The organism is Nonomuraea sp. B19D2 (assembly GCF_040137845.1).
In the GTDB taxonomy this organism is placed as follows: Bacteria; Actinomycetota; Actinomycetes; order Streptosporangiales; family Streptosporangiaceae; genus Nonomuraea.
This window is the reverse complement of record NZ_JBEFAK010000026.1, coordinates 50,500-68,689: the sequence shown is the minus strand read 5'-3', so window position 1 is coordinate 68,689 and position 18,190 is coordinate 50,500. Positions and strand designations below refer to the sequence as shown.

General features: G+C 70.0%; 15 protein-coding genes. 6 read left to right on the top strand and 9 right to left on the bottom strand.

The window, feature by feature from the left end:
* Positions 1–71: 71 nt before the first annotated feature.
* Complete coding sequence (locus tag ABN273_RS37015; RefSeq protein ID WP_349453778.1) at positions 72–1,280, bottom strand: NYN domain-containing protein; 1,209 nt, start codon at positions 1,278–1,280, stop codon at positions 72–74.
* A 187-nt stretch (positions 1,281–1,467) separates the two neighbouring features.
* Entirely contained in the window at positions 1,468–3,795 is a 2,328-nt protein-coding gene (locus ABN273_RS37010) for a sigma-70 family RNA polymerase sigma factor (RefSeq protein WP_349453776.1), read from the bottom strand.
* A 123-nt stretch (positions 3,796–3,918) separates the two neighbouring features.
* Between ABN273_RS37010 and pyrE the strand changes: the two genes are divergently transcribed.
* Entirely contained in the window at positions 3,919–4,452 is a 534-nt protein-coding gene (gene pyrE, locus ABN273_RS37005) for an orotate phosphoribosyltransferase (protein WP_349453775.1), read from the top strand.
* A gap of 26 nt (positions 4,453–4,478) precedes the next feature.
* On the opposite strand, the gene ABN273_RS37000 is transcribed toward pyrE, so the two are convergent.
* Positions 4,479–4,886, bottom strand: coding sequence for a hypothetical protein (locus ABN273_RS37000; RefSeq protein ID WP_349453774.1), 408 nt, complete (start codon positions 4,884–4,886; stop codon positions 4,479–4,481).
* Positions 4,887–4,949: 63 nt separating this feature from the next.
* The gene (locus tag ABN273_RS36995) at positions 4,950–5,642 is read right to left on the bottom strand and encodes a DedA family protein (RefSeq protein WP_349453773.1); all 693 of its coding nucleotides are present in this window, start codon (positions 5,640–5,642) and stop codon (positions 4,950–4,952) included.
* A 108-nt stretch (positions 5,643–5,750) separates the two neighbouring features.
* Here ABN273_RS36995 and fbaA point away from each other — a divergent pair, with 108 nt between their 5' ends.
* The 5 genes from fbaA to hisC all read left to right on the top strand — a co-directional run bounded on the left by fbaA (position 5,751) and on the right by hisC (position 11,301).
* A complete protein-coding gene (gene fbaA, locus ABN273_RS36990; protein WP_349453772.1) occupies positions 5,751–6,773 on the top strand; it encodes a class II fructose-bisphosphate aldolase in 1,023 nt (340 codons plus the stop codon).
* Between the two features lie 34 nt (positions 6,774–6,807).
* The gene (locus ABN273_RS36985; protein ID WP_349453771.1) at positions 6,808–7,218 is read left to right on the top strand and encodes a DUF3151 domain-containing protein; all 411 of its coding nucleotides are present in this window, start codon (positions 6,808–6,810) and stop codon (positions 7,216–7,218) included.
* Between the two features lie 106 nt (positions 7,219–7,324).
* Positions 7,325–8,608: an adenylosuccinate synthase gene (locus ABN273_RS36980; RefSeq protein ID WP_349453770.1), complete on the top strand. Its 1,284-nt coding sequence runs from the start codon at positions 7,325–7,327 to the stop codon at positions 8,606–8,608.
* Between the two features lie 99 nt (positions 8,609–8,707).
* Complete coding sequence (locus tag ABN273_RS36975; RefSeq protein ID WP_349453769.1) at positions 8,708–10,192, top strand: serine/threonine-protein kinase; 1,485 nt, start codon at positions 8,708–8,710, stop codon at positions 10,190–10,192.
* Positions 10,193–10,242: 50 nt separating this feature from the next.
* The gene (hisC, locus tag ABN273_RS36970; protein WP_349453768.1) at positions 10,243–11,301 is read left to right on the top strand and encodes a histidinol-phosphate transaminase; all 1,059 of its coding nucleotides are present in this window, start codon (positions 10,243–10,245) and stop codon (positions 11,299–11,301) included.
* A 24-nt stretch (positions 11,302–11,325) separates the two neighbouring features.
* On the opposite strand, the gene ABN273_RS36965 is transcribed toward hisC, so the two are convergent.
* The 5 genes from ABN273_RS36965 to purD form a co-directional block, all read right to left on the bottom strand.
* Entirely contained in the window at positions 11,326–12,324 is a 999-nt protein-coding gene (locus tag ABN273_RS36965) for an EamA family transporter (RefSeq protein ID WP_349453767.1), read from the bottom strand.
* A 559-nt stretch (positions 12,325–12,883) separates the two neighbouring features.
* Positions 12,884–14,173 (bottom strand): transcriptional regulator, encoded by a 1,290-nt coding sequence (locus ABN273_RS36960; RefSeq protein ID WP_349453766.1) that lies wholly within the window; start codon positions 14,171–14,173, stop codon positions 12,884–12,886.
* A gap of 200 nt (positions 14,174–14,373) precedes the next feature.
* A complete protein-coding gene (murA, locus tag ABN273_RS36955) occupies positions 14,374–15,639 on the bottom strand; it encodes a UDP-N-acetylglucosamine 1-carboxyvinyltransferase (RefSeq protein WP_349453765.1) in 1,266 nt (421 codons plus the stop codon).
* A gap of 77 nt (positions 15,640–15,716) precedes the next feature.
* On the bottom strand, positions 15,717–16,553 hold the full coding sequence (locus tag ABN273_RS36950) for a phosphoribosylaminoimidazolesuccinocarboxamide synthase (RefSeq protein WP_349453764.1): 837 nt from the start codon (positions 16,551–16,553) through the stop codon (positions 15,717–15,719).
* On the bottom strand, positions 16,550–17,764 hold the full coding sequence (gene purD, locus ABN273_RS36945) for a phosphoribosylamine--glycine ligase (protein WP_349453763.1): 1,215 nt from the start codon (positions 17,762–17,764) through the stop codon (positions 16,550–16,552). The genes ABN273_RS36950 and purD overlap by 4 nt, the downstream gene beginning before the upstream one ends.
* Positions 17,765–18,190 lie beyond the last annotated feature (426 nt).

The window sequence follows — 18,190 nt, the reverse complement described above, 5'->3', positions numbered from 1 at the left end:
CTCCATGCAACGCCAGCGGTGAACTCCGGCAGGCCGGGAGGGAGCGCTCGCCGGTCAAGGGGCGAGGGCGGTCAGTGGCGGGCGCGTTCCAAAGCGTCCCAGAAGCCGCGCCGCAGCGCGTGCCGTACCTCATCGTGCAGCAGGAAGTCGATCGGCAGCGAAGACCCCTGCAACAGCCGCGCCTCCAGATCGGAGGGCATGCGCGGCTTGCGCGCCAGCACGGCCTCCAGCCACAGCGCGGGCGCGTCGCGGGCGACGGACTCGCCGAAGTCGTGCCCCTCCCGATGGGCGGACTTGACTGCGTCCGACAGCGTGGTGGCGCCGGCGGTGGCGGCGGAGGGAGGGTTGACGGGCGCGGGCTGCGGCCCCGTGTACGGCCCCAGCTGCGAAGGCTGGTAGCTCCCGCTGGACGGCGCGGCGAACTGCCCGGTGCCGGCCGACTGCGACTGCGACTGGATGGGCCCGGTGACGGGAGCCGAGGACGGCGGCGTGGCCGGTGGCTGCTCGGGCTGGTAGTTGGAGTATGTCGGCAGCGCGGGCGGCGAGGACGACTGCCCACGCCCGGACGACGACCCGTTCGACGAGGGCTGGGACGGCGTGGCGGAGGAGGAGCCGGCGGCGTGGCTGCCGCTGGAGGGCGGGATCTGGGGCAGCGACGGGGGAAGGGACGGCTGGGCGGGCGGCAGCGAGTGGGCGGCCTGCCCGTTGCTGACCGGCTGGTGGCCGTTGGACGACTCGGTGGCCCCGGAGACCGGGCTGACGTAGGGGCGCAGGTGTACGGCGCCCAGCTCGACGAGGTCGTCGCACTCCTGCCGCAACGAGCGCGACACGGCCCAGCCGCCCTCGGCCGCGACGTGGATCACGCTCACCCTGATGCCGAGGTCCTGCGCGTCGCACACGACCTGCGCGAGATCCTCATCGCCGCTCACCACCACCGCGTCGCAGATGGCGTTGTTGCGGGCGAGCGTCATCAGGTCACGATGGACCTGGGCGTCGACGCCCTCGCGCCGGCCCGGCCGGATGCGCGACAGTCTGAGCTTGAGTCCCGGTATGTCGGCCAGCGCGTCGTGCTCCGGCGTGCGGCGGCCTTCGACCGTCGCCTCGTACCAGTAGCACCGGAGCAGCGGCAGGCCGGTGCGCTCGCGCGACAGGCCGGTCATCAGCTGGAGCAGCCCGGGATAGTCCCAGGCAACTGCTTCGCGATGACGCGTGCCGTGCACGGCCATCGCTCCATCAGCCAGCAGATAGCCGGCGTCCACGAACAGCGCACAGCGATCCACTAGCACCCGCCCCTTTCCTGGTGGTCCGACCTTGCTGGCTCTGCACCGTCAGAGACCGGACTCGGCGGCCCTCTCTCAGGGTAATGAAAGCAGGTGATCGCGCGAGGGTTAATCCAGACGATTCGGCCCCAGCCCGCTAACGCACCAAACCGATGAGGAAGATCGTACCAGTTTGTCCAGATTGTGGTCACGATCGCGCACGCACGCTCAACGCGGCCGCTCCGAACAGGACGACGTCCTTGTCTGTGGCGATCGTCAGCCCCGGATCCACGCCGAGCTCGGCGCTGATCGTATCGACGTCGACGCCGAACGTCATCTCCGCCGCGCCACTCGACGACTCGTCGAAGACGTTGGCGGCGTCCCGATCACCGCCCACCGGGGCGAGCGCGCCGGAGCCGAGTGAGACCTTGTCGCCCCGGAGATCGGCGTCCCCCTCCCACGTCACCAGCTCGACCCTGGCGGGCGAGGCGGCCGGGCGCAGACCGCCGAGCGGCAGGTGCACCCGTCCCGCCGCGCCTCCGACCACGGTGGCCGCGTCGAGCACCACGGCCTGGCTGTACGGCTCCGCGGGATCGGTGACGATCAGCACCAGGCTCCAACCGGCATGCCTGGACACCCCTTCCTCCAGCGGCGCGTCGGCCGCCCACCACGTGCCGTGCCTGCGGGAGGCGGCGACCAGCTCGCTGACATCGGCGTACGCCTGGTAGACGGGCCCGAGCGGCAGGTCGCGGACCGCCACGTCGCCGGGCTGAACCGTCACGTATTCGCGCCGCCCCGGCGGCCGGATCTTGATGGGCCCGGCCTCCGCGGTGCTCGCCGACCAGTAGAGCCCGGCCCACACGACTTTGCCGCCCTTCGGCAGGGTCAGCTCGGCTCCGCTGGACGCGTGGGTGCCGGGGTCGTTGTCCCGGTCGAGCACGGTCATCGACCAGAGGTCGTTGTCGCGCTGGCCGCGCTGGCGCCGCCTGGCCTCCAGGCAGCCCTCGCGATCCTCGGGGCAGCTCAGCAACGAGTTGCCGATCGCCCTGACGGCCACCCTCCCGTCGGTGGCGAACCTGGCCGGCGCGCCCGCCAGCCGTACGCCCTCCTCGGCCTGCGCCTTGACGCGCAGCGAGCCCGCGTCGATCCGGACGGCGGGCGCCGCGCCCTCCTGTGCCTCGCCGGACACCCGGACCCGCAGGAACAGCGCCGTACCCTGCCCCGCCGCGAGCGGCGCCCTGGCACACCGCGCGCCGCGTGCCGCCGGGCGGCACGACCAGCCGTCCGCGGTGCCCGCGGTGCCATGACGGCCGCGCCGCGCGGGCGGGATGAGCGCCACGCCCGCCGGCAGGTAGACGAACGCCGTCAGCCTCTCGCTCGCGGCCTCGCCGTAGTTGCGCAACCGCATGCCGACGATGCCGGGCCGGGCCCGTACGAGTGATCCGAGCGCGTCGATCGTGGCGCGCAGCCGCGCCTGGGCCGGCGGCTTGCTCCTGACCGGCGCCGGGGGCACCCTGGCGGGCTCCTCGCTCTGCCGCGGCACGGGCACGGGTTGCACGGAGGCGGGCGCCCCGGCGACCGGCGCGGCGGCGGCGGGCTTCCTGATCGCCTTGCCGTCGGAGACCAGCAGGAGCCCGGCCGCCACGGCCATCGTCACGGCGACGCCGCCGGCCATCGCGGCCTGCTGGTGCCTGGGCGCCCGCCGCAGCCGGCCGAACACCCGCAGCAGCCCGCCCGCGCCGCCGCCCGCCACGGCCGACTTGGCCAGCGCCGCCGCGTACCCGCCGAAGACCGGCCCCACGATCAGCGGGCCGACCATGACGCGTAGCCCGCGGTTGACGTCGGTCAGCTCGAGCAGGACCCCGTGGCACTCCTCGCAGCCGCTCACATGCTCGTCGACGTCTTTGGCGTCGCGCCTGGTCAGCCCGTCCCGGACGTACGCGCCCAGCTTGCCGAGCACGGGACGGCAGTCGTGCCGCGGCGGCGAGCCGAGGTGTATCTGCAGGTACGCCTGCCGCAGCGCCTCCCGCGCCCGGTACGCGAGCGCCGCCACGCCGTTGGCGGACAGGCCCAGCAGCGGGGCCACCTCGGCCGGCCTGCACCTCTCCACCTCAGTGTGCCAGAGCACCGCCCGCCACCGCTCGGGCAGCGACAGGAACGCCCTGGCGATCAGCGACTTCTCCAGCCCGACGAGTGAGGGATCGACGAACGGCACCCCCGGGTCGTACTCCCCGATCTCCCCCGTGGTCATCTCGCCGCTCTCGAACCTGGAGCGGTCGTGGACCGTGCGCCGTACCACGGTCAGCAGGTAGGTGCGGAAGCCGGACTCGGGCCCGCCGCCCCTGCCGACCAGATCGAGGATCTTCGTGAACGACTCCGCGACCACGTCCTCGACCTCGACGCGCCTGACGAACTGCTTGGCCAGCGCGCGGGCGGCGGCGGCGTGGCGCTCGTAGAGCAGCCCGTAGGCGGCGGCGTTGCCCTCTCTGACCGCCTGAAGCAGCTCTGCGTCGCTTTGCGGCGATTCGACACCCATAGTGACCTCACGATTACGCGGAGTTGCCCGCGCATTCATTCCGCACTCCGGGTCGTGACTAAACCGCGCCCGCGCCTTTGCCTCCGAGTCGAGACCTTCGAGCAGGCCCATAAGCTTGGACGCATGACGGATCGCGACAACCTGCTGGCCGAGATCAAGAGCAAGGCCGTCGTCCACGGCAAGGTCATCCTCTCCTCCGGCATGGAGGCCGACTTCTACCTCGACCTGCGCCGCATCACGCTCGACGGCGTGGCCGCGCCCCTCGTCGGCAAGGTGATGCTCGACCTGACGGCGGACCTGGAGTTCGACGCGGTCGGCGGGCTCACGCTGGGGGCCGACCCGGTGGCGGTCGCGATGCTGCACGCGGCGGCGGCGCGCGGGCGCACGCTCGACGCGTTCGTGGTGCGCAAGGCGCAGAAGCAGCACGGCCTGCAGCGCAGGATCGAGGGGCCCGAGGTGAAGGGGCGGCGCGTGCTGGCCGTCGAGGACACCTCCACGACGGGCGCCTCGCCGCTGACGGCCGTGGAGGCGCTGCGCGAGGCGGGAGCCGAGGTGGTGGCCGTGGCGACGATCATCGACAGGGGCGCCAGGGAGCGCATCACCGGGGAGGGCCTGGAATACCGCTCGGCCTTCACCCTCGAAGACCTCGGGCTCTAGCCGCCCGTGCGCCGGCCACCTGCGCTCTAGCCGCCGGGGCTCTTGACGGTGAACGCCTCGCGCCGGCCCTCCTCGCCCGGCTCCCTGGGCGTGCCGTTCTCAGTGATGCGGACCGTGCCCGCGTCACTGAGCACGACGTCGAGCTCCGGCTCGAAGTAGCTGGCCTCTTCGCCCCTGCTCATCTCGCGGTACTGCAGCACGTCGCCGCCCGGCACGCGTACCGTGACGATGGGGCAGGTCTCGGCGACGCACTCGATGCGCACGGTCGGCACCCGCGCGGTGGCCTCCGGGACCGGGCCGGTCGTGGCGGAGACGGCACGCTCGCGCTCCTGCGTCGCGCCGGACGAGCCGAGCAGCGCGCGAGCGCCGATGACCAGGAGCGTCACCACGGCGCCCGCGGCGAGGACGGCGAGCGCCAAGCGGGCAAGGCCCATCGGATCTGACCTGTGGCGTCCCACAGTCGGCAGCGTACCCCGGGTAACCCCCCGGTTTCAGGGTCAGTGCACGCGGTGGTGCTTGCCGTTGGGCTCGGGAATGTTGTTACGCTCTCGCCGCTTCTTGATCACCTCGACGATGATCGGGATCAGCGAGATGAGCACGATGAGGAAGACGCCCGGCAGGATGTACTTGTCGATCGCCTTGGGATCGACCTTGCTGCCGAGGAAGTGGCCGAGCAGGAGCAGGCTCTCGACCCAGACCAGGCCGCCGACGACGTTCCACAGGAAGAAGCGCTTGGCCGGCATCTCCAGCACGCCCGCGACGGGATTCATGAACGTGCGCACGATCGGCACGAACCTGGCCAGGATCACCGCTTTGGCTGGACCGAACTTCTCGAAGAACTCCTCGGCCCTGACGACGTGCTCCCTCTTGAACAGCCGCGAATCGGGCTTGTCGAAGAGTTTGCGGCCGAACCTGGCCCCCAGGAAATGCCCGAGTTGAGCGCCCGCGATGGCGCACAGCGGCGTGCCGATCAGCAGCACGGGCAAGGAGAGGGGCTCGATGTCCATGCCCCGAGCCACCGCGGCCGAGCTGAAAATCCCCGCGGCCACCAGCAGCGAGTCGCCAGGCAGGAAGAACCCGAGCAGCAAACCGGTTTCGGCGAAGATGATCGCGAGAACGCCGATCGTCGCGAAAGCCCCCAACATGGTCAGCCACCACGTCGGGTCGAGGAGATTCCAGAGCCAGTCCACGCCGAGAGCCTACCCGTGCAGCGACGAATGCGTCGTATCTACCACACGGGGTAGTGACCCGGAATACTGGGCCTGGCGCGAAGCCGTTACTTCTCAGGGAGATGAATCATGCCTATTGCGACTCCAGAGGTCTACGCTGAGATGCTCGACCGGGCCAAGGCCGGCGGATTCGCCTACCCGGCGATCAACGTGACGTCGTCACAGACGTTGAACGCCGCCCTGCGCGGCTTCGCCGAGGCCGAGAGCGACGGCATCATCCAGGTCTCCACGGGCGGCGCCGAGTTCCTCTCCGGCGCGAGCGTCAAGGACATGGTCACGGGCGCGACGGCGCTGGCCGAGTACGCGCGGGTGGTGGCCGCCAAATATCCGGTCACGGTGGCGCTGCACACCGACCACTGCCCGAAGGACAAGCTCGACGGCTTCATGCGGCCGCTGATCGACATCTCCCTCGAGCGGGTGTCCAAGGGCCTCGACCCGCTCTTCCAGTCGCACATGTGGGACGGCTCGGCCGTGCCGCTCGACGAGAACCTGGAGATAGCCAAGGAGCTCCTCGAGAAGTGCGCCAGGGCGCGGATCATCATGGAGATGGAGATCGGGGTCGTCGGCGGCGAGGAGGACGGCGTCGTCGGCGAGATCAACGAGAAGCTCTACACGACCCCCGAGGACGCGCTGGCCACCGCCGAGGCGGTGGGCCTCGGTGAGAAGGGCCGCTACATCCTGGCGGCGACGTTCGGCAACGTGCACGGCGTCTACAAGCCGGGCCACGTCAAGCTGCGGCCGAGCGTGCTGAAGGAGCTTCAGGACGCGGTCGGGACCAAGTACGGCAAGGACAAGCCGTTCGACCTGGTCTTCCACGGCGGCTCCGGCTCGTCGCTCGAGGAGATCCACGAGGCGATCTCGTACGGCGTCGTCAAGATGAACATCGACACCGACACGCAGTACGCCTTCACCAGGCCGGTCGCGGACCACATGTTCCGCAACTACGACGGCGTGCTGAAGGTGGACGGCGAGGTGGGCAACAAGAAGGCGTACGACCCGCGCTCGTACGGCAAGGCCGCCGAGGCCGGGATGGCCGCGCGCGTCGTGGAGGCCTGCGAGAACCTCAAGTCGAGTGGGACGAAGATCTCCTAGCGCCTTCGGCGGCCCGGCGGGTATGACTTGTCGTATGGATAACCTTCTCGCCGGGCCGCCCCCGACCAACCTGCCGGACCTGCCCGAGGCCAGGGAGGCGCTCGAATCCGGCGCCAAGGCCGCCGACGTGGCCGCCCGCTTCCCCGCCCACCCGGCGGCGTGGGCGGCGCTCGCGGAGGAGTACTTCGCGCAGGGGCACGCCGTCACCTCCTACGCCTTCGCCCGCACGGGCTACCATCGCGGGCTCGACGCGCTCCGCCGCAACGGCTGGAAGGGACACGGGCCGATCCCTTGGGAGCACGAGCCCAACCGCGGCTTCCTGCGCTGCCTCTACGCGCTCTCCAGGGCCGCCCAGGCGATCGGCGAGAAGGACGAGGCCGAGCGGTGCCTGCAGTTCCTGAAGGACAGCACGGAGACCGGTTACGACGCGCTCACCAAGGGCTAGCGTTCGCTGTCTTGGGACGAATAGGCACGTTCGGGTAGTCTCTCAACGCAAGAGCCCCTGTCGCGCTTGCGCCAGGGGTTTCGATTTGTGCACGGGAGACAGAACCATGCCGGCTGCCGTTCTCGTTGGCGCCCAGTGGGGCGATGAGGGCAAGGGCAAGGCCACCGACCTGCTCGGTGGCGACGTCGACTACGTCGTCCGCTATCAGGGTGGCAACAACGCGGGTCACACCGTGGTCATCGGGGACCAGAAATACGCGCTCCATCTCCTACCCACGGGAATCCTGTCGCCTGACGTGGTCCCGGTGATCGGCAACGGCGTGGTCATCGACCCGGGCGTGCTGCTGAGCGAGATCGACGGGCTGGCCGCGCGGGGCATCTCCGCCGAGCGGCTGCTGATCTCCTCGAACGCGCACCTGATCATGCCTCACCACAAGGCCCTGGACAAGGTCACCGAGCGCTACCTCGGCAAGGCCAAGATCGGCACCACCGGTCGCGGCATCGGGCCCGCATACGGCGACAAGGTCGCCCGCATGGGCGTACGCGTCCAGGACCTGCTCGACCCCGGCATCCTGGCGAAGAAGATCGAGGTCGCCCTGACCGAGAAGAACCAGGTGCTGACCAAGGTCTACAACCGGCGCGGCATCGAACCCGCCGCCGTCCTGGAGGAGTACCTCTCCTACGCCGAACGCCTCAAGCCACACATCGCCGACACCTCGCTGGTGCTGTCCAAGGCGCTGGACGAGGGCAAGTTCGTGCTGCTGGAGGGCGGCCAGGGCACGCTGCTGGACATCGACCACGGCACCTACCCCTTCGTCACGTCCTCCTCGCCCACCTCGGGCGGCGCCTGCGCCGGCGCCGGCATCCCGCCGAACCGCCTCACCAAGATCATCGGCATCCTCAAGGCGTACACCACCCGCGTCGGCTCCGGCCCCTTCCCCACCGAGCTGACCGACGAGGTGGGCGAGTGGCTGCGCCAGACGGGCGGCGAGTACGGCGTCACCACCGGCCGCAACCGGCGCTGCGGGTGGTTCGACGCGGTCATCGCCCGCTACGCGACCCGGATCAACGGGATCACCGACTACTTCCTCACCAAGCTGGACGTGCTGTCGGGGCTGGAGCGGATCCCGGTGTGCGTCGCCTACGAAGTGGACGGGGTACGGCACGACGAGATCCCGATGACGCAGACGGACTTCCACCACGCCGTTCCGGTCTACGAGGAGCTGCCGGGGTGGCAGGAGGACATCACCAGCGCCAAGTCCTTCGACGACCTGCCGCCCAACGCTCAGGCGTACGTGCGGGCGTTGGAGGAGATGAGCGGCGCCCCGATCTCGGCCATCGGCGTCGGCCCCGGCCGCGACCAGACCGTGGTGGTGCGCTCGCTCGTCTGATTCCGCTGATTCCGCGCCACCTCGTTCGCTTTACTACCTGATTTGCCCCTGTCGGCCGTGATATTGACAGAGGGCACGCACGGTACGGGAGGGGACGCGGTGACGCTGCTCGCGGGTCGCTATCGGTTGCAGTCGCAGCTCGGCGAGGGCGGCATGGGCACGGTCTGGCGGGCGACGGACGAGCTGCTCCAGCAGGAGGTGGCGGTCAAGGAGGTCAAGTTACCGCCGGACCTCGACGAGGCCTCGCGGACCGAGCTGACCGAACGCACGCTCCGCGAGGCACGTGCCGCGGCGCGGCTGCGTTCCCACCCCTCCATCGTCACGGTGCATGACGTCGTTCTCGACGGCGGGCGGCCGTGGATCGTCATGGAACTGGTCCGCGGCCGCTCACTCGAGCAGGCCGTACGTGACGACGGCCCGCTGCCGCCGCGGCAGGTCGCCGGGATCGGCCTGCGGGTGCTCGACGCCCTCATGGCCGCACACGCGTCGGGCGTCCTGCACCGGGACGTCAAACCCGCCAATGTCATGCTCACCGACGACGGGCGGGTGCTGCTGACCGACTTCGGCATCGCGACCATCGCCGGGGACTCGGCGCTCACCCAGTCCGGGTTCCTGACCGGCTCGCCCGGCTACATCGCCCCGGAGCGCCTGCGGGGTGAGACCGACGGCCCGGCCGCCGACCTGTGGTCGCTCGGCGCCACGCTCTTCACGGCGGTGGAGGGCGGCCCGCCGTTCGCCGGTCCGAACACGGCCGCGGTGCTGGCGGCCGTGCTGATGCAGGAGCCCGCCCCGTTCCGCCTGGCCGGACCGCTCGCCCCTGTGCTGGCCGTGATCCTGGGCAAGGACCCGGAACGGCGCTGCCTTCCTGACGAGGTGGCCCGCTCGCTGGAGGCCATCTCGCGGGGAGGGACCGCAACCGCCCCGGCCCTGAGACGAAAGCCCCCCAAACCTGCACGCTCTCCTCAACGCACCCGAATCAAGATCGCCGTGGGCGCCGTGCTGGCGGTGGTGCTGCTGGTGGCGGCCACGGTCGTCGTCGTGCCGTACCTGTTCCCGAACGTCGTCCGCGTACTCGGCTTCGCGCTCTCGCCCAAGGTCACCTACTCGGTGCCGACCTGGACATTCCGCCCGCCGACGGCCGCCACACCGAAGATCACCAAGGAGTTCGAGGCGTGTGACCTGCTGACCAGCGTCCAGGTGCGCTCGTTGCTGGGCGGTTCGGCCCAGCGCCGATGGATATCCGACAACGCCTGCTGGTGGAACAAGGGGGACGGCACCGGGCTGAACCTCATGTCCATGAGCTCCACCTGGGGTGGCTCCACCTATTTCGACCAACTGGTCAAGACGATGAAGGACGAGCCGAAGCGCGTCCCGGGGACCAAGCTCCGCCAAGGGCCGGACGTCGGCGACGAGGCGTACAGCTTCACCCAGAAGCTGGCTTGGGGGCAGCTCTACCGGACGCAGATCTCCTTCCACGTGTCGAATGTCTGGGTGATGCTCACCGTCACCCACCGGCGGCCCGGCTTCGCCACCGCGGACCGGGCGGCCAAGCTCGTCGCGGCGGCCATCGACAAGTACCGCTAGCACGTGCCCTGGTTGATGCCTCATCCTGCCGGGCCTCATAAAGTTGGGTCATGCCTCGTTTCCGCCAGATCCTGGACACCATGGCCGCCTACAAGCCGGGCAAGGCCGTAGTGACCCCCGACGGCCGGTCGTACAAGCTGTCCTCGAACGAATCCCCGTACGACCCGCTGCCGTCCGTGGTCGAGGCCATCGCCGAGGGGGCGCGGCACATCAACCGCTATCCCGACCCGGGCGCGGTCAAGCTGACCGAGGCCGTCGCCGAGCGGTTCGGCGTGCCGTTCGAGCACATCGCGCTCGGCGCGGGGTCCGTCACGGTGGCGCAGCAGCTGTTCGAGTCGGTCGGGGAGCCCGGGGTCGAGGTCGTGTACGCGTGGCGGTCGTTCGAGGCGTACCCGCTGCTGGCCGACCTGGCCGGGGTGAAGTCGGTCCAGGTGCCGCTGGCCGGGGAGGACCACGACCTGGACGCCATGGCGGAGGCGATCAACGACAACACCCGCATGGTGTTCGTCTGCAACCCGAACAACCCCACCGGCACCGCCGTCCGCCGCGGCGCGCTGGAGGCGTTCCTGGACCGGGTGCCCGAGCACGTGCTGGTGGTGCTGGACGAGGCCTACCGCGAGTACGTGCGTGACGAGGACGTCCCCGACGGCCTCACCCTCTACCGCGACCGGCCGAACGTCTGCGTCCTGCGTACGTTCTCGAAGGCGTACGGGCTGGCGGGCCTGCGGGTCGGCTACCTGGTCGCGCACGAGCCGGTGGCCACGGCCGTGCGCAAGACGATCATCCCGTTCGCGGTCAACCACCTCGCCCAGGTGGCGGCCGTCGCCTCGCTCAAGGCCGAGGACGAGCTGCTGGAGCGGGTCGAGCGGGTGGTCAAGGAGCGCACGCGGGTCCGCGAGTCGCTCATCGCCCAGGGCTGGACGGTGCCGCCCACCGAGGCGAACTTCATCTGGCTCAGGCTCGGCGAGCGCACCCTCGACTTCGCCGCGGCATGCGCGGTCGAGGGAGTGGCCGTGCGGCCGTTCGCCGGGGAAGGCGCCCGCGTGTCGATCGGCGACCCGGAGGCCAACGACGCGTTCCTCGCCGCGGCGAGCGCCTTCCGCGGCTGATCAGCCGCGGCGGCCCTGGCCCGCCTACACGCCGCGCTGCTCGACCGCGGGGTGTGGTTCCTGTCCACCGCGCGCACCGAGGCCGACGTCGCCGCCGCTGTCGACGTCTTCGAGGACGCGCTTCGGTCGCTTCCGCTCGGTTGAGATCACCAGAGCCACGCCCACCAGGATGATCACGCCGCCGACGAGCACCTGGGTCGTGATCGGCTCGTGCAGCACGAGCGCGCCGAGCGCGACGGCCACGGCCGGGTTGACGTAGGCGTAGGTGGACACCAGCGAGATGGGGGCGTTGCCCAGCAGCCACGAGAACGCGGTGAACCCGATCAGCGACCCCACCAGGACCAGGTAGGCCAGCGCCAGCCAGGATCTGGTGGTGACGGCCGACAGGTCGAGCCGCTCGCCGAGCCCGGTGCCGAGCACCAGCAGCCCGGCGCCGCCCACGACCATCTCGACGGCGCTGGTGGCGAGCGGATCGGCGGGCATCTCGATCCGGCTCGACAGGAACGAGCCCACGGACCATGAGACCGAGGCGAGCAGCACCACCACGATCCCGACACCGCTGCCGCCCTCGGCGCCGGTGAGCGACAGTGCCGCCACCCCGCCGAGCCCGACCAGCACGCCCGCGATCGTGAGGGCCTTAGGACGGTCGCGCACGGCGAACCTGAACACAACCAGCCAAAGCGGCACCGAGGCCACCAGAAGCGCTGCCAGGCCCGTGGAGATGTACTGCTCGGCCACCGCCACCATCCCGTTGCCCAGGGTCAGCAGCAGCACGCCCACGAAAGCCGCGCCGAGGAACTGCCTGCGCGACATCCTGAAGGCCGACGGCCCCGACCGCACCAGCAGGAAGCCGGCGAGCAGGGCGGCGGCGGTGATGAACCGCATGGCACCGTGGAGCATGGGCGGTATCGACTCGATCGCGATGGCGATCCCGAGGTAGGTCGACCCCCACACCACATAGACGATCGCCAAGGCGCCCCACACCAGGAGCGGAGCACGGGTGTCAGTGGTGTTTGCCCTCATGGCTGATGACAATACAGGTCGACTCCGACATCATCCGGCGCGTATCAGACCTCGAACACCGGCAGACGGGCGTCCCCTGCGCCCGCTGACGTCCCGACCCGCAACGCCGGACGCGCCTGCCCGAAACCATCAGGATCGCTACCACAGCCTCCGGTCTCCGACCAGGGCAGATCTTCCCGAGGACGTGGAGTTGGGCGAAAGCGCGGCGGCCCGGCCAGAAACGCACACACCGAGAAGGCGCGACTCGACGGACTCGAACGGACGGTCGGCGCCAGAAAATTTGGCGCCCCCGTCCGAATCTCGTCGATCGGGGGCGCTCAGAACATACCCGCATCTACACGGGTCAACCAATTACTTCACCGAGTCAATGCGGGAGTTCGCAAAAATGACATCCGTTGTCAATGTCATCGTCTGCCCCGCTTCATGACAAACCCCTCTATCGCCCCATGAGGCACGGTGAGCCCGCTCAGTCCCGTACGAGACGGTTGCCGGCGAATGCCGAGGGCCCGCCGCCACAAGACGACGGGCCCTTATCACGGCGCTCTCCCGGATGAATGGCTCAGCGGGGGCCGAGTTTCTCCACGATCAGCCGGTACAACTGGCGCGGACGCCCGGGCTGGGGCGTGCGGTTCGGCGGGAGCGGCCACGCGAGTCCCTCGTCAACCAACGTGCGCAGCAACCGCCGGGCCGTGCGAGGTGTGACCCCCAGCATCTTGCCCGCCCCCTCGGCGTCGACCACTGTGTCTCCGCCCTCCAGCTTGGCCGCCAACCGGGCCAGCACCTCCACGCCCTTCGGCTTGAGTGCGGCGGATCCGGCGGGTGGCATGCGGGGGGCGGGGATGAGCGCGCGCCCCTCCCGGTCCACCGCGAACCCCTGCGCCTGCTTGCCCGCCTGCGTGCGGGCCAGCGCCGCCCGGGCGTGCGACTCCGCGTCGTGCGTCGTACGCCCCATGCCCACGCCGACCTCGACCGCCAGCCCCAGCTCGTCCCTGATCCTGCCCGCGAACGGCAGCACCCTGAACCCGTCCGTCGCCGACACGATCGAGCCTCTGGTAGCGGTAACCAGGTAGCTGTGATCGTCGATGGGCCAGACGGTGGCGTTCATCCGGTTCGCCTCCTGGACCAGGAGCCGGTGCAGCGACAGCCGCAGCTCGTCGCGCCAGTAGCGGGGCGCGGCGCGACGCACAGGCTCGCGTAACGTCGGCACCTCCACCAGCACCACCGTCAGCTGCGACTCCTCCAGCCGGTGATGCGCCCCCAGCAGCGCGGCCGTGTGCAGCGCCGTGCGGACCGCCCCAGAGGTCGGCCTGATCCTGATGACCGGCACGCCCGCCGTGTGCAGGCGCTCGGCCACCGCGGGCAGGCACGTCAGCGCTCCCGAGGTCGCGCCCTGCCTGACCAGGCGTTCGTGGTAGGCCGCGATCGTGCCGGTGGCACCCGGCTCGTCGCGGCTGTGCACGTCCGTGGCGGGGATGCCGAGGTCGGTGTACGCCTCCTCGACATCGGCCCTGCTGACCACGTCGATGCTGACCCGCTGGGGATCGATGCGGGGGTCGAGCGCGGCCTTGGCCAGCGCCGCCACCAGTGCTGCTCCGCCGAGTTGCACGTACGTCGCGGGCATCGTCAGCACGCCGGAACGCCTGGCCAGGTCATAGGGGACCGGGCTGGCGAACAAGCATGCGTCGACTCCGGGACCGAGCCGCGTCACCTTGTCGGGCGCCTCCTGCTCGTCGCGGTATGCGGCCGCGACAAGGCGACACGGCAGCGGCGCCGCGGCGTGACCCATCAGCATTACTCGCTCGACCAGGTCGTGGGGTCCGACCACGCCGATGGTTAGGTCCGGTGTCATAGCGCCCGGGCGTGACACTCGGGAAGTTTCTTCGGCCCTATCGACCAATGTTCGTCCCATCCTGCCGTCCATTGCAGTGCTCTCTTTTGGAACGATCGCTCGCGAGGGCCATAATGTCACGCCCGACTTTTCCGGAAAGCCGTTGATGTTGACCGCCCGACAAGATGTCCTAGCAGCTCAACGAGGTTTTTCCACCTTTTTTAGCGCTCTGAAATCTCTCGTGTAATGTCCGCGCCGAGCGCGCGCATTCGGGCGGCGAGATGCGCGTGGCCGCGATCGATCAGGTATCCGGAGTCGATCACGGTCTCGCCCTCGGCGGCGAGCGCGGCGAGCACCAGGGCGATGCCTGAGCGGAGGTCGTGGGCCGTCACCTGGGTCCCGGTCAGCGGCGTCCTGCCGCGCACGATGGCCCGGCTGCCCTCCACCTCGACGTTCGCGCCCATCTTGTTCAGCTCTCCGGCCAGGGCGAACCTGCCGTCGAAGATGCGCTCGTGGATGTAGCTCGTGCCGTCGGCGAGCGCGGCGACGGTCATCATCGGGGACTGCAGGTCGGTGGCGAAGCCGGGGTAGGTGTCGGTGATGATGTTGATCGGCCGCAGCGGGCCCTCGCACCGCACCTGCAGCACGGCGCCCTGGCGGGCGAACTCGACGCCCATCTGCTCCAGCTTGTAGCGGACGACGCCGAGGTCGAGCCCCGTCCCCACGAGGCTCAGCTCGCCGCCGGTGATGGCCGCGGCCATCGCGAACACGCCGGCGTCGAGCCGGTCGGGCATCACCGTGTGCTCGACGGCGTGCAGCTCCTCCACGCCCTCCACGGTGATGAACCCCGTGCCGCCGCCGCTGATCCGCGCGCCCATTTTGGTGAGCATGTCGATGACGTCGAGCACCTCGGGCTCCAGGGCCGCGTTCTCGATCACCGTCGTGCCCTTGGCCAGGGCGGCGGCCATGATGAGGTTCTCGGTGCCGGTGTGTGACGGGGTGTCGAGGTAGAGGGTCGCGCCGGTCAGGCCGGACGCCTTGACGTGGATGACGGTGTCGCCCTCGTCCACGATGGCGCCCAGCCGCTTGTAGCCGAGGTAGTGGAAGTCGAGGTTGCGGCTGCCGAGGTTGCAGCCGCCGACGCCCTCCACGACCGCCTCGCCCAGCCGGTGGAGCAGCGCGGGGGTGAACAGGACCGAGCCGCGGAACCGCCTGGCGATCGCGGCGGGCAGCACGGGGCTGTCCACCCTGGAGGCGTCGATGACCAGCGTGCGCTCGGACTCGTGCAGCTCGACGTACGCGCCGACCGCCTCGGCCAGCTCGACCGCGCGGCGGACGTCTTCGATGATCGGCACGTTGCGCAGGACGGTGCGGCCCTTGGCGGCGAGCAGAGCCGCACCGATCATGGGTAGCACGGCGTTCTTCGCGCCCTGGATGAACGCGGTTCCACGCAGTGCGTTGCCACCGCGCACGCGGTAACGGACCATTCGTGCGGCTCCTTGAATTCAGCGGTGAGGCTCGATCGGGCCAACAGTAGTCGCTTACACCACATGGCCCAGCCGAATCATCCGCTAAAGGAAGCCCCCGTGACGCGCTCATATGCTTCTAGGTATCGCTGCCTTGTGCGCTCGACCACGTGGTCAGGAAGGGGAGGTGGGGGGTTTCCGGAGGATTTGTCCCATCCCGATTCGGGCGATAGTAGCCAATCGCGTACAAATTGCTTGTCAAAAGAAGGCTGCGCGCGACCGGGTTGCCACTGGTCGACCGGCCAGAAGCGCGACGAGTCAGGCGTCAGCACCTCGTCACCCAGCGTCAGCACCCCGTCGGCGTCCCAGCCGAGCTCGATCTTGGTGTCGGCCACGATGATGCCGCGCTCGCGGGCGATCTCCGCGCCGCGCGCGTAGACGGCCAGGGTGATCCGCCGCAGCTCCTCAGCGGTCTCCGGGCCGACCTCCTGGACGACCTGCTCGTACGAGATCGGCTCGTCGTGCTGCCCCACGGGCGCCTTGGTGGACGGCGTGAAGATCGGCTCCGGCAGCCGGGAGCCGTCCTCGAGCCCCTCCGGCAGGCGGACGCCTGAGACCGTGCCGTCGGCGCGGTATTCGTTCAGTCCCCCGCCCGCGAGGTAGCCCCGCGCCACGCACTCGACCTGCACCATCCGCAGCGGCCGGCACAGCACGCTGCGGGCGTCGTCGCCGGGCGCCACGACATGGTTGGGCACGATGTCCTTGAGCTGGTCGAACCACCACAGGGACATCTGCGTGAGGATGGCCCCCTTGTCGGGGATCTCGGGCTCCAGCACGTGGTCGAAAGCCGAGATCCGGTCGGAGGCGACCATCAGGAGCAGGCCCTCGTCGGTCTCGTAGAGGTCGCGGACTTTGCCGGAGTGCACGAGTTTCATCGGGCGATGTCCGTCCTGTGGAAGGAGCCGCGCAGCTCGATCCGGCCGACCAGATCGTAGGCCGCCTGGCGCGCGCTCTCCTGGTCGGGGCCGTGGCCGACCACGTTGAGCACCCGGCCGCCGTTGGAGACCACCTCGTCACCCTGCCGCTTGGTGCCGGCGTGGAGGACGTACGCGTTCGCGGTCTCCTGCAGCCCCCTGATCACGTCGCCCTTGACCGGCGCCTCAGGGTAGTTCTCCGACGCGATCACCACGGTCACGGCCGAGCCGTCCTTGAACACCGGGTCGAGCCCCAGCTCGCCGGTCGCGCACGCCATCAGCAGCCCGCCCAGCGGCGTCTCCAGCCGGTCGAGCAGCACCTCCGTCTCCGGGTCGCCGAAGCGCGCGTTGAACTCGACGACCTTCGGCCCCTTCGAGGTCAGCGCCAGCCCGACGTAGAGCACGCCCTGATAGGGCAGGCCACGCCTGGTCAGCTCGCCGATCGTCGGGTGCACGACCTCCCGCATGACCTGCTCGGTGAGCCCTTCCGGCGCCCACGGGAGCGGCGTGTAGGCGCCCATGCCGCCGGTGTTGGGGCCCTCGTCGCCGTCGTAGGCCCGCTTGAAGTCCTGCGAGAGCTGCAGCGGCACGGCGGTGCTCCCGTCGCACAGCGCGAACATCGACACCTCGGGCCCGTCGAGGAACTCCTCGATCACCACCCGCTCGCACGCCCGCGCGTGCGCCAGCGCCTTCTCCCTGTCCTCGGTGACGACCACGCCCTTGCCAGCGGCCAGCCCGTCGTCCTTGACCACATACGGGGCGCCGAACTCGTCAAGCGCGGCGGCCGCCTCCGCCTCCGTGACGCAGCTCCTGGCCCGCGCGGTCGGCACGTCGGCCGCGTTCATGACCTCCTTGGCGAACGTCTTGGAGCCCTCGATCATGGCGGCGTCCCTCGACGGCCCGAAGCACGCGATGCCCGCCTCGCGCACGGCGTCGGACACGCCCGCCACGAGCGGCGCCTCCGGCCCCACCACCACGAGATCGACCCGCAGCCGCAGGGCCAGCTCGGCCACCTGCCCAGGGTCGAGCGGATCGACGGAGTGGACGGTCGCCACCTCCTCGATGCCCGCGTTGCCCGGGGCACAGTGGAGCTCGCTGACCTGGGGATCGAGCTTGAGTGAACGGCACAGGGCGTGCTCACGCCCTCCGGAACCAATGACTAGAACGCGCACGCGACCCATTGTCGCAGGCCCGCCGCCCGGCGCACGCGAGGGTGCTCGCCCACACCGTTCGCCGGAATAGCACAGGAACTTTGTCGACTTCCACCTGAGTCGAGGCCTTCCCTGCGAGTATCGTCAAGTAAGTTCACCCGCCTGTGGTAAGTTAGGGCGGCTTCGCGGCGTCCCAATGTGATTGGAGGTGGTCCGGGATGAATCCTGGTGATCCCAGCAGTACGTGCTCGCACACGTACATCCTGCATACCCCCGACCACTCCAATCCGGCAGCCTGATCGTGCCTCCACGCATTCTGTGAGGTGACTTTTCGTCGCGCGTGGAGCGTGCCAGGTCGGGCGGAAAGGGACTGCCATGCGCTCGTCCACGCTTTTCCGTCGCATCAACCGTCACCCTGTTCGTCCTCGTACCGGGCTTCAGCTCGCC

Coding starts and splice junctions, on each gene's coding strand:
- ABN273_RS36980 (WP_349453770.1), top strand. CDS start 7,325: ATGCCGGCTGCCGTTCTCGTTGGCGCCCAGTGGGGCGATGAGGGCAAG.
- ABN273_RS36985 (WP_349453771.1), top strand. CDS start 6,808: ATGGATAACCTTCTCGCCGGGCCGCCCCCGACCAACCTGCCGGACCTG.
- ABN273_RS37010 (WP_349453776.1), bottom strand. CDS start 3,795: ATGGGTGTCGAATCGCCGCAAAGCGACGCAGAGCTGCTTCAGGCGGTC.
- fbaA (WP_349453772.1), top strand. CDS start 5,751: ATGCCTATTGCGACTCCAGAGGTCTACGCTGAGATGCTCGACCGGGCC.
- pyrE (WP_349453775.1), top strand. CDS start 3,919: ATGACGGATCGCGACAACCTGCTGGCCGAGATCAAGAGCAAGGCCGTC.
- ABN273_RS36960 (WP_349453766.1), bottom strand. CDS start 14,173: ATGACACCGGACCTAACCATCGGCGTGGTCGGACCCCACGACCTGGTC.
- hisC (WP_349453768.1), top strand. CDS start 10,243: ATGCCTCGTTTCCGCCAGATCCTGGACACCATGGCCGCCTACAAGCCG.
- ABN273_RS37000 (WP_349453774.1), bottom strand. CDS start 4,886: ATGGGCCTTGCCCGCTTGGCGCTCGCCGTCCTCGCCGCGGGCGCCGTG.
- ABN273_RS36965 (WP_349453767.1), bottom strand. CDS start 12,324: ATGAGGGCAAACACCACTGACACCCGTGCTCCGCTCCTGGTGTGGGGC.
- murA (WP_349453765.1), bottom strand. CDS start 15,639: ATGGTCCGTTACCGCGTGCGCGGTGGCAACGCACTGCGTGGAACCGCG.
- ABN273_RS36950 (WP_349453764.1), bottom strand. CDS start 16,553: ATGAAACTCGTGCACTCCGGCAAAGTCCGCGACCTCTACGAGACCGAC.